This window comes from Streptomyces sp. NPDC096079, from assembly GCF_040303145.1.
GTDB lineage: Bacteria > Actinomycetota > Actinomycetes > Streptomycetales > Streptomycetaceae > Streptomyces.
The window spans coordinates 101970-113694 of the sequence record NZ_JBEOST010000010.1 but is presented as its reverse complement, the minus strand read 5'-3'; the positions used below and the strand labels follow the sequence as shown (position 1 = coordinate 113694).

The 11725-nt window shown below is 70.0% G+C and carries 7 protein-coding genes; 3 read left to right on the top strand and 4 right to left on the bottom strand.

What is annotated here, in order from left to right; translation table 11 throughout:
- Window positions 1-75: 75 nt before the first annotated feature.
- From ABTY59_RS21335 to ABTY59_RS21320, 4 genes are all read right to left on the bottom strand, one after another.
- A complete protein-coding gene (locus tag ABTY59_RS21335) occupies window positions 76-1680 on the bottom strand; it encodes a glycerol-3-phosphate dehydrogenase/oxidase (RefSeq protein WP_352020572.1) in 1605 nt (534 codons plus the stop codon).
- A 5-nt stretch (window positions 1681-1685) separates the two neighbouring features.
- The gene (gene glpK / locus ABTY59_RS21330; RefSeq protein ID WP_352020571.1) at window positions 1686-3212 is read right to left on the bottom strand and encodes a glycerol kinase GlpK; all 1527 of its coding nucleotides are present in this window, start codon (window positions 3210-3212) and stop codon (window positions 1686-1688) included.
- A gap of 35 nt (window positions 3213-3247) precedes the next feature.
- Window positions 3248-4006 carry an MIP/aquaporin family protein gene (locus ABTY59_RS21325; RefSeq protein ID WP_352020570.1) on the bottom strand — a complete coding sequence of 253 codons (759 nt, stop codon included), beginning with the start codon at window positions 4004-4006 and terminating at the stop codon, window positions 3248-3250.
- Between the two features lie 277 nt (window positions 4007-4283).
- A complete protein-coding gene (locus ABTY59_RS21320; RefSeq protein WP_352020569.1) occupies window positions 4284-5048 on the bottom strand; it encodes an IclR family transcriptional regulator in 765 nt (254 codons plus the stop codon).
- A 244-nt stretch (window positions 5049-5292) separates the two neighbouring features.
- Here ABTY59_RS21320 and metH point away from each other — a divergent pair, with 244 nt between their 5' ends.
- The 3 genes from metH (at window position 5293) to ABTY59_RS21305 (ending at window position 11680) form a co-directional block, all read left to right on the top strand.
- Window positions 5293-8808, top strand: coding sequence for a methionine synthase (metH, locus tag ABTY59_RS21315; RefSeq protein ID WP_352020568.1), 3516 nt, complete (start codon window positions 5293-5295; stop codon window positions 8806-8808).
- Between the two features lie 139 nt (window positions 8809-8947).
- The gene (locus tag ABTY59_RS21310) at window positions 8948-9646 is read left to right on the top strand and encodes an HAD family hydrolase (RefSeq protein WP_352020567.1); all 699 of its coding nucleotides are present in this window, start codon (window positions 8948-8950) and stop codon (window positions 9644-9646) included.
- Window positions 9647-10090: 444 nt separating this feature from the next.
- The gene (locus ABTY59_RS21305; RefSeq protein ID WP_352020566.1) at window positions 10091-11680 is read left to right on the top strand and encodes an ABC transporter substrate-binding protein; all 1590 of its coding nucleotides are present in this window, start codon (window positions 10091-10093) and stop codon (window positions 11678-11680) included.
- Window positions 11681-11725 lie beyond the last annotated feature (45 nt).

Sequence of the window (11725 nt, the reverse complement as noted above, 5' to 3'; positions counted from 1 at the left end):
GCGTGCGTGTGGACGGCGCATGGCACGCGTCAGGGGCGGCCCCTCGACGAGGGACCGCCCCTGCTCGTGGCGGAGTTACTTCCGCAGCATGGCCTCGACCCCGGCGCGGACCTCGTCGGTCGCGAGACCGCGGATGGTCAGCGTCGTACGGCGGCGCAGGACGTCGTCCGCCGTCTCGGCCCACTCGTGGTCACGGGCGTAGGCGACCTGCGCCCAGATCTCCGGGGCGTCCGGGTGGATCCGGCGGGCGAGCTCGGGGTTCTCGTTCGCCATCCGGGCGATGTCGAAGGAGAGCGAGCCGTAGTGCGTGGCCAGGTGCTTGGCGGTGTCGGCGGCCATGCGGGGGCCGGGGGCCGGGCCGTCGACGAGCAGCCGGTGCGCGACCGCGTTCGGGTTGGCTATGCCGGGCAGCGGCAGCCGCTTCGGCAGCGCGGACACCGGCTCGTAGTCCTCGCCGAGGGGGTGACCGGGAAGCTGCTCCAGCTTCTTCATCACCGTGCGGCCGATGTGGCGGAAGGTGGTCCACTTGCCGCCGGCGACGGACAGCATGCCGCCGCGGCCCTCGGTGACGACCGTCTCGCGCTTGGCCTTGGACGTGTCGCCGGGACCGCCCGGGAGCACCCGGAGTCCGGCGAAGGAGTACGTGATCAGGTCGCGCGAGAGCTGCTGGTCGCGGATGGAGAAGGCGGCCTCGTCCAGGATCTGGGCGGTGTCCCGCTCGGTGACCTCGACCTGGCCGGGGTCGCCCTCGTACTCCTCGTCGGTGGTGCCGAGGAGGAGCATGTCCTCCCAGGGGAGGGCGAAGGTGATGCGGTACTTGTCGATCGGGGTGGCCAGGGCGGCCTTCCACGGCGAGGTCCGCTTGAGGACCAGGTGCGCGCCCTTGGAGAGGCGGATGGAGGGGGCCGCGTTGGGGTCCTCCATCTTCCGCAGGTGGTCGACCCACGGGCCGGTGGCGTTGAGCACGAGGCGGGCGCTCACGCCGAACTCGTCGCCGGTGGTGCGGTCCTTCAGCTCCGCTCCGGTGACCCGGCCGCGGGTGAAGCGCAGGCCGGTGACCTCGGCGTGGTTGAGGACGGTGGCGCCGGCGTCGACGGCGGCGCGGACCGTCATCAGCGCCATGCGGGCGTCGTTCATCTGGTCGTCGCCGTAGACGGCGACGGCCTTCAGGTTGTCGGTGCGCAGCTCCGGCACGTCCTGCGCGGCCTTGGCGGGGGAGAGCAGGTGACCGACGCCGTCGCCGAAGGCCGAGAGGGCGCTGTAGGCGAAGACACCGGCACCGAGCTTGGCCGCGCCGTGCGGGCCGCCCTTGTAGACGGGCAGGTAGAAGGTGAGGGGGTTGGCGAGGTGCGGTGCCACCTGGCGGGAGACCGCACGCCGCTCGAAGTGGTTCTCCGCGACCAGCTTGACCGCGCCGGTCTGCAGGTAGCGCAGGCCGCCGTGGAGGAGCTTGGAGGAGGCGGAGGAGGTGGCGCCGGCGAAGTCGCCGGCGTCCACCAGGGCCACCCGCAGGCCCGACTGCGCGGCGTGCCAGGCGGTGGAGATGCCCAGGATGCCACCGCCGATCACCAGGAGGTCGTACGTCGCCTTGGAAAGCTGTTCCCGGGTCTCGGCGCGGCTCGGCAGGGAACCGGCAGCCGGGTGCGTCCCGAGGGCAGGGACGCTCTGCAGGGTGGTCATGTGTCTTACTCCTCGTCCTCGATCCAGCCCATGGTCCGCTCCACGGCCTTGAGCCAGCTCTTGTACTCGCTGTCACGCCTGTCGGCGTCCATGCGAGGGGTCCATTCCGCAGCCCGGCGCCAGTTGGCGCGCAGCGCGTCGGTGTCCGGCCAGAAGCCGACGGCCAGACCGGCGGCGTAGGCGGCGCCGAGGCAGGTGGTCTCGGCGACCATCGGACGCACGACGGGCGCGTCCAGGAAGTCGGAGAGGGTCTGCATCAGCAGGTTGTTGGAGGTCATGCCGCCGTCGACCTTGAGCGCGGTCAGCTCGACGCCGGAGTCCTTGGTCATGGCGTCGGTGATCTCGCGGGTCTGCCAGGCGGTGGCCTCCAGGACGGCGCGGGCGATGTGCGCCTTGGTGACGTACCGGGTGAGACCGGCGATGACACCGCGCGCGTCGGAGCGCCAGTACGGGGCGAACAGGCCGGAGAAGGCCGGCACGAAGTAGGCGCCGCCGTTGTCCTCGACCGAGGAGGCGAGGGTCTCGATCTCGGCGGCGGACTTGATCAGGCCCATCTGGTCGCGCATCCACTGCACCAGCGAACCGGTGACGGCGATCGAGCCCTCCAGGGCGTAGACCGGCTTCGCGTCGCCGATCTGGTAGCCGACCGTGGTCAGCAGGCCGCTGTAGGAGTTGATGATCTTGTCACCGGTGTTCATCAGCATGAAGGTGCCGGTGCCGTACGTGGACTTGGCCTCGCCCTCGGAGAAACACGTCTGGCCGAACAGGGCGGCCTGCTGGTCGCCCAGCGCGGAGGCGACCGGGACGCCGTCGAGGATGCCGCCCTTGACCGTGCCGTACACCTCGGCCGAGGAACGGATCTCCGGCAGCACGGCCGCCGGGATCTCCATGGACTGGAGGATCTTCTCGTCCCAGCCCATGGTGTGGAGGTTCATCAGCATGGTGCGGGAGGCGTTGGTGACGTCGGTGACGTGGTGACCGCCGTCGACGCCGCCCGTGAGGTTCCAGATGACCCAGGAGTCCATGGTGCCGAAGAGGATGTCGCCGCGCTCGGCGCGCTCGCGCAGCCCCTCGACGTTGTCCAGCAGCCAGCGGACCTTCGGGCCGGAGAAATAGCTCGCGAGGGGGAGACCGGTCTCGCGGCGGAAGCGGTCCTGGCCGACGTTGCGGCCGAGTTCCTTGCAGAGGGCGTCGGTGCGGGTGTCCTGCCAGACGAGGGCGTTGTGGACGGGCTCACCGGTGTTCTTGTCCCAGAGGAGGGTGGTCTCGCGCTGGTTGGTGATGCCGATGGCCTTGACGTCGGCGGCGGTGATCTCCGCCTTCTCCAGGGCGCCGGCGACGACCTCCTGGACGTTGGTCCAGATCTCGGTGGCGTCGTGCTCGACCCAGCCCGGCTTCGGGAAGATCTGCTCGTGCTCCTTCTGGTCGACCGAGACGATCCGGCCGTCCTTGTCGAAGACGATGCAGCGCGAGGAGGTGGTGCCCTGGTCGATGGCCGCGATGAAGGGGCCGGAGGTGTGTGCGTCGGTCACGGTGTGCTCCTGGGAAAGTCTGGAAGAAGGACGGCTCAGGCGAACGCGATGTTGTAGATACCCGCGGCGAGGGCGCCACCGATCAGCGGACCGGCGACCGGGATCCAGGCGTAGCTCCAGTCGGAGCCGCCCTTGTTCGGCAGCGGGAGCAGGGCGTGCACGATGCGCGGGCCGAGGTCACGGGCCGGGTTGATGGCGTAACCGGTCGGGCCGCCGAGCGAGAGGCCGATGGAGACGACGACGAACGCGGTGATCAGGGCGCCGATGACGCCGAGGCCCTTGCCGCTGTCGTTGAGGCCCTGGGTGAGCACCGCCAGGACCAGCACGACGGTGCCGATGATCTCGGTGGCCAGGTTCTGCCAGGTGTTACGGATCTCGGGGCCCGTGGAGAAGATGCCGAGCACCGGGCCGGGGCCCTCGATCGGCTTCTCGCCGACGGTCTCCGGGTCCGTGAGGTGGGCCTGGAACTGGCCGTAGTAGGCCACCCAGACCAACGCCGCGCCGATCATCGCGCCGAGCATCTGGCCGGCGATGTAGACGGGGACGTTGCCCCACTCCCCGTCCTTGATCGCGATTCCGACCGTGACGGCGGGGTTCAGATGGGCGCCCGAGAGGGAAGCCGTCATGTAGACGGCCGTCATGACGGCGAAGCCCCACCCGAAGGTGATCGCGAGCCAGCCCGCGTTGCGGGCCTTGGAGCTCTTGAGTGTCACGGCGGCGCACACACCGCCGCCGAGCAGAATGAGAACGGCGGTACCGATGGTCTCGCCGAGGAAGATGTCGGAGCTGGACACCCGCGACTCCTTTGTCCTTCGTCCAGGGGAAGGCGAACCCCGGGTCCCTCCGGTGGTCCGCGCCCTCGTGTGAGGGCGTTGCCGGCCCTTGGCACTGCCACACTCTAGCGTGTATTGCCGTTAGGTGTTCGACAATGCCGACCGATGAACGGAAGTTTTGCCCCCGGGTTAACAGCACGTCAAGGGTCTGGGAAGTGAAAAACCCGCCGATAACGCGATCGTTACCGGCGGGTTCGGTTCGGTACGGAGGGACGGCGGCCGCCGTCCCCGTGGAGGGTCAGAAGCGGCCGGCCCCCAGGTCCCGGGAGACCGCGCGGGCGCAGTCCCGCACCGCGGCCACCAGCTCCGGACGCAGCTCCCCGTCCGGGCAGACCCGCTCGACGGCGCCCGTGACCGCCACCGCGCCCACCGGCATCCGCCGCCGGTCGTGGATCGGCGCGGCCACCGACGCCACGCCCTCCCAGGTCTCCTCCACGTCCGCGGCCCAGCCCCGGGCCCGCGTCATGTCGAGCAGCGACTCGAAGTCGACGAGCTCCGTGGTCGTCCTGGGCGTGAACGCCTCCCGCTCGACCTCCAGCACCTCGCTGTGCGCCACCGGGTCGTACGCCGACAGGACCTTGCCGAGCGCCGTGGAGTGCAGCGGCTGCATGGCCCCCACCTCCAGGACCTGACGGCTGTCGTCCGGCCGGAAGACGTGGTGCACGATCAGCACGCCCTTCTGGTGCAACACCCCCAGGTGCACGCTCTCGCCGCTGGACCGCGCCAGGTCGTCCGTCCACACCAGGGCGCGCGCCCGCAGCTCGTGCACGTCCAGATAGCTGTTGCCGAGCCGCAGCAGCTCCGCGCCCAGCTGGTAGCGGCCCGAGGCCGCGTCCTGCTCCACGAAGCCCTCCGCCTGGAGGGTGCGCAGGATGCCGTGGGCCGTCCCCTTGGCGAGTCCGAGCGAGGACGCGATGTCCGACAGGCCGAGCCGGCGCTCGCCGCCCGCGAGCAGTCGCAGCATGGCCGCCGCCCGTTCAAGCGACTGGATGTTCTTCGCCATCGCCCGGCCCCTCACCCTTCTCACACTGTTCGACAATGCTGAACACTATCGGTCGATGCCGACCTCGCGTCACACCACTCAGTGTCGGCCAAGGAGGGGCAGAACCGGGAGTCCCCGCACACAGGATGCCGTCCGGCCCGTGGGACGCCGTGTCCACCCCGGCGCCCACGCGGTTACGCTGGCCCCGTGCACCCTCCCCCGAGGGTGCAAAGCCGACAGCCGTCGCATCCCAGGGAGCTCATCCATGGCCTCGTCGCCGACCCCTTCCGCTGACAGCCGGACCCGCGCCGCCGCCCTCCGCGAGGCACTCGCCAGTCGAGTCGTCGTCGCCGACGGAGCCATGGGCACCATGCTCCAGGCCCAGGACCCCACCCTCGAGGACTTCCAGGACCTCGAAGGATGCAACGAGATCCTGAACGTCACGCGGCCCGACATCGTCCGTTCGGTGCACGAGGCGTACTTCGAGGTCGGCGTCGACTGCGTCGAGACCAACACGTTCGGCTCCAACCACTCGGCCGCCGGCGAGTACGAGATCGCCGACCGGATCTTCGAGCTCTCCGAGGCGGGCGCCCGGATCGCCCGCGAGGTCGCCGACGAGTTCGGCGCCAAGGACGGCCGCCAGCGCTGGGTGCTCGGCTCCATCGGCCCCGGCACCAAGCTGCCCTCCCTCGGCCACATCGCGTACGACGTGCTGCGCGACGGCTACCAGCAGAACGCCGAGGGCCTGCTCGCCGGCGGCGCCGACGCCCTGATCGTCGAGACCACCCAGGACCTCCTGCAGACCAAGTCCAGCATCGTCGGCGCGCGCCGCGCGATGGACGCCCTGGGCGTGGACGTGCCGCTGATCTGTTCGCTCGCCTTCGAGACCACCGGCGTCATGCTCCTCGGCTCGGAGATCGGGGCGGCGCTGACCGCCCTCGAACCCCTCGGCATCGACCTGATCGGCCTGAACTGCTCCACCGGCCCGGCCGAGATGAGCGAGCACCTGCGCTACCTCGCCCGCCACTCCCGCACCCCGCTCATGTGCATGCCGAACGCCGGCCTGCCCGTGCTCACCAAGGACGGCGCGTACTTCCCGCTCACCGCGTCCGAGATGGCCGACGCGCAGGAGAACTTCGTCCGCGACTACGGTCTGTCCCTGATCGGCGGCTGCTGCGGCTCCACGCCCGAGCACCTGCGCCACGTCGTCGAGCGGGTCCAGGGCCTCACGCCCCCCGAGCGCTCCCCGCGCCCCGAGCCGGGCGCCGCGTCGCTCTACCAGACGGTGCCGTTCCGGCAGGACACCGCGTACCTGGCGATCGGCGAGCGGACCAACGCCAACGGCTCGAAGAAGTTCCGCGAGGCGATGCTGGAGGCCCGCTGGGACGACTGCGTCGAGATGGCCCGCGACCAGATCCGCGAGGGCGCGCACATGCTCGACCTGTGTGTGGACTACGTGGGCCGGGACGGCGTCGCCGACATGGAGGAGCTGGCGGGCCGGTTCGCGACCGCCTCCACCCTGCCGATCGTCCTCGACTCCACCGAGGTGGACGTCCTGCGCGCCGGCCTGGAGAAGCTGGGCGGCCGGGCCGTCATCAACTCCGTCAACTACGAGGACGGCGACGGACCCGAGTCCCGTTTCGCGAAGGTCACCCGACTGGCCCAGGAGCACGGCGCCGCTCTCATCGCGCTGACCATCGACGAGGAGGGCCAGGCCCGTACCCCCGAGCACAAGGTCGCGATCGCCGAGCGACTGATCGAGGACCTCACCGGCAACTGGGGCATCGACGAGTCGGACATCCTCATCGACACCCTGACCTTCACGATCTGCACCGGCCAGGAGGAGTCCCGGAAGGACGGCATCGCGACGATCGAGGCGATCCGCGAGCTGAAGCGCCGCCACCCGGACGTCCAGACGACCCTGGGCCTGTCCAACATCTCCTTCGGCCTCAACCCGGCCGCCCGCATCCTGCTGAACTCGGTCTTCCTCGACGAGTGCGTGAAGGCCGGCCTGGACTCGGCGATCGTGCACGCGTCGAAGATCCTGCCGATCGCCCGCTTCGACGAGGAGCAGGTCACCACCGCGCTCGACCTCATCTACGACCGGCGTGCCGAGGGCTACGACCCGCTGCAGAAGCTGATGGCCCTGTTCGAGGGCGCCACCACCAAGTCGATGAAGGCCGGCAAGACCGAGGAGCTCCTCGCGCTGCCGCTGGACGAGCGCCTCAAGCGCCGGATCATCGACGGCGAGAAGAACGGCCTGGAGGCCGACCTCGACGAGGCCCTGGAGACCCGCCCGGCCCTGGACATCGTCAACGAGACCCTCCTCGACGGCATGAAGGTCGTCGGCGAGCTGTTCGGCTCCGGTCAGATGCAGCTGCCGTTCGTGCTCCAGTCCGCCGAGGTCATGAAGACGGCCGTGGCCTTCCTGGAGCCGCACATGGAGAAGTCGGACGCCGAGGGCAAGGGCACGATCGTCCTCGCCACCGTCCGGGGCGACGTCCACGACATCGGCAAGAACCTCGTCGACATCATCCTGTCCAACAACGGCTACAACGTCGTCAACATCGGCATCAAGCAGCCGGTCTCCGCGATCCTCGAAGCCGCCGAGGAGCACAACGCCGACGTCATCGGCATGTCCGGCCTCCTCGTGAAGTCCACCGTGATCATGAAGGAGAACCTGGAGGAGCTCAACCAGCGCGAGCTGGCCGCCAAGTACCCCGTGATCCTCGGCGGCGCCGCCCTGACCAGGGCGTACGTCGAACAGGACCTCCACGAGATCTACCAGGGCGAGGTCCGCTACGCCCGCGACGCCTTCGAGGGCCTGCGCCTCATGGACGCCCTCATCGGCGTCAAGCGCGGCGTCCCGGGGGCCGTCCTGCCCGAGCTGAAGCAGCGCCGGGTCGCCAGGACCGGCGCTGCCGCCGCCCTCCAGGTCGACGAGCCGGAGCCCGGCGGCCGTTCCGACGTGGCCACCGACAACCCGGTGCCGGCCCCGCCCTTCTGGGGCACCCGTGTCGTCAAGGGCATCCCGCTGAAGGACTACGCGTCCTGGCTCGACGAGGACGCCCTCTTCAAGGGCCAGTGGGGCCTCAAGCAGAACCGGGCCGGCGACGGACCGGCGTACGAGGAGCTGGTGGAGACCGAGGGCCGCCCCCGGCTGCGCGGCTGGCTGGAGCGCCTCCACACCGAGAACCTCCTTGAGGCGGCCGTCGTCCACGGCTACTTCCCCTGCGTCTCCAAGGGCGACGACCTGATCATCCTGGACGAGGCGGGCAACGAGCGGACCCGGTTCTCCTTCCCGCGCCAGCGCCGCGGCCGCCGCCTGTGCCTCGCGGACTTCTTCCGCCCGGAGGAGTCCGGCGAGACCGACGTCGTCGGCCTCCAGGTCGTCACCGTCGGCTCGAAGATCGGCGAGGCCACGGCCAAGCTCTTCGAGTCCGACTCCTACCGCGACTACCTGGAGCTGCACGGCCTGTCCGTCCAGCTCGCCGAGGCCCTCGCCGAGTACTGGCACGCCCGCGTCCGGGCCGAGCTCGGCTTCGGCGGGGAGGACCCCGCCGACGTCCAGGACATGTTCGCGCTCAAGTACCGCGGTGCCCGCTTCTCGCTGGGCTACGGCGCCTGCCCCGACCTGGAGGACCGCGCGAAGATCGCGGACCTGCTGCGCCCGGAGCGGATCGGCGTCCACCTCTCCGAGGAGTTCCAGCTGCACCCCGAGCAGTCCACCGACGCCATCGTCATCCACCACCCCGAGGCGAAGTACTTCAACGCACGGTGACCCCACGATGACCGGCGGGTGTAAATCCGCGCGTTCGCGGTGATCGCGACGTACACTTGTCGGTCCAGTGCAGGCCGGTCTTCCTCCCCGTACCGGGGAGGGGGGCCGGCCTTCTCGTCCCTCCATGGAGGTGTGCCGGATGACCAGTACGGTCCCCGCGTCCCTGTTCCGTACCAACGGCAGCTCCGCCCTGCAGGCGGTCTTCCTCGACATGGACGGGACCCTCGTCGACACGGAGGGGTTCTGGTGGGACGCGGAGGTGGAGGTCTTCGCCGACCTCGGGCACCGGCTGGACGAGGCCTGGCGGGACATCGTCGTGGGCGGGCCGATGACCCGCAGCGCGGGCTACCTGATCGAGTCCACGGGCGCCGACATCACCCTCGAAGAGCTGACCGTCCTGCTGAACGAGAAGTTCGAGCAGCGCATCGAGCGGGGCGTCCCCCTGATGCCGGGCGCCGAGCGGCTGCTCGCCGAGCTGGCCCGGCACTCCATCCCCACCGCCCTGGTCTCCGCCTCGCACCGGCGGATCATCGACCGGGTCCTCGCCTCGCTCGGCCGCGACCGCTTCACGCTCACCGTCGCCGGTGACGAGGTCGTCCGCACCAAGCCCCACCCCGAGCCGTACCTGACGGCCGCCCAGGGCGTCGGGGCCGACCCCGCGCTGTGCGCCGTCATCGAGGACACCGCGACCGGGGTGGCGGCCGCCGAGGCCGCCGGCTGCCGCGTCGTCGCGGTGCCGTCCGTCGCCCCGATCGCGCCGTCCCCGGGCCGGGTCGTCGTGCGCTCCCTCGAAGAGGTCGACGTGCCGTTCCTGCGGACCTTGATCACGGGAATTTGAGCTTTCCCTGAGGAAAGCGATCCGATAAAAGCGATCGGGCCATTCACCGAAAAGCGCTTACGTGACGTTGGTCACTCAGAGTGCCGGACGGCGGGTGGCCCGTTCTCGTTCCCTGTCTCAAAACCGGACGTTTCGACGCCCCCTGTGTCCTGATTGGGTAACCGTCGTCCCCAACGTCCGGCGCATGGTTATCGAGCCCCGTGCATCCATGATCACTCTTCGATTACGCCCCCGCACGGCCTCGGTCAAGGGATACCGGCGCCGCCCACTAATCTTTCGCGAGTACTTCGCCGCATAACCGCGTGCACCGGCGCACACCCAAGTCGCCGTGAACACAGGACCGATCGCAACACCCGGCCCGATCGCTCCCGCCCCGACCGGGCGGCAGGCGGCGGAGTTCCCCAGACCGCTGTACCCCAGTGCCGGATGAGGAGATCGTCCCTGATGAACCGCAAGACCCTGGTGCTGCCGGCCGTGGCCGGACTGCTCGCCCCTCTGCTCGCCGCCTGCGGCGGCGGGGAGGAGGCCAGAGCGATCGCCGTCGGCACCACGGACCAGTTCATCGTCACCGCGGACGCCCCCGCACCGCTGGACCCGGCCTACGCCTACGACACCGGCGCCTGGAACATCCTGCGCCAGACCGTCCAGACCCTGCTGCACGTGCCCCGCGGCGGCGGCGAGCCCGTCCCCGAGGCCGCCCAGAGCTGCGGCTTCTCCGACAAGGCCAGCGAGAGCTACCGCTGCACGCTCCGCTCCGGCCTCACCTTCGCCGACGGCACGCCGATCACGGCCGAGGACGTCAAGTACTCCATCGAGCGCGTCCTGAAGATCAAGTCGGACAACGGCACGGCCGCCCTCCTCGCGAACATCGACACCGTCGAGACCCAGGGCACCGACGGGATCGTCTTCCACCTGAAGACCCCCGACGCGACCTTCCCGTACAAGCTCTCCACGCCCGTCGCCGGCATCCTCAGCAAGGACAAGTACGCCGCCGACAAGCTCCGCGACGGCTTCGACGTCGACGGCTCGGGCCCGTACACCCTGAAGGTCGAGCGCGAGGGCGACAAGGCCACCCGCTTCGTCTTCACCAAGAACCCGGCCTACAAGGGCGACATCACCCTGCGCAACGACCAGGTCGAGCTGCGCCCCTACGCCGACGCCGGCGCCATGGGAGCGGCCCTGGAGGGCGACGACATCGACATGATGGCCCGCTCCCTGTCGCAGAAGCAGATCAAGGACCTCACCGAGACGCCCAAGGACGGCATCCGCGTCACCGAGGTCCCGGGCCTGGAGATCCGCTACCTCGGCTTCAACACCAAGGCCCCCTCCGTCCAGGAGAAGGCCGTGCGCCAGGCCATGGCCGCCGTCGTCGACCGGGGCGCCCTCGTCAACCTGGTCTACGGCCCCACCGCCGAGCCGCTCTACTCGCTGATCCCCTCCAGCATCACCGGCCACGCCACCCCGTTCTTCGACCAGTACGGCGAGCCCGACCCCGAGCGCGCCGCGAAGATCCTCAAGGACGCGGGGGTCAAGACGCCGGTCAAGGTGACCCTCAACTACACCACCGACCACTACGGCGCCGAGACCGCCCAGGAGTTCGAGGCGCTCAAGAAGCAGCTCATCGCCAGCGAGCTCTTCGACGCCAGCGTCAAGGGCGCCGAGTGGTCCACCTTCCGCACCGCCCAGAAGCGCGGCGACTACGCCGTCTACGGCCTCGGCTGGTTCCCGGACTACCCGGACCCGGACAACTACATCGCGCCCTTCCTGGACAGCGACAACTTCCTGAACACCCCCTACGTGAACAAGACCGTTCGCGAGAAGCTCATCCCGCGCTCGCGCCGCCAGGCCGACCGCAACGCCGCCACCCCCGTCTACGCGCAGATCCAGAAGATCGTCGCCGAGGACGTCCCCGTCCTGCCGCTGTGGCAGGGCAAGCAGTACGTCGCCGCCCGCGACGACCTCAACGGAGTCGAGTACGCGCTCAACACCTCCTCCGACCTGCTGCTGTGGGAACTGGGCCGCGGCACCGCCTGACCCCTTCGTTGTCCCGGCCGCGCGCCCCTGCGCGGCCGGCCTGAC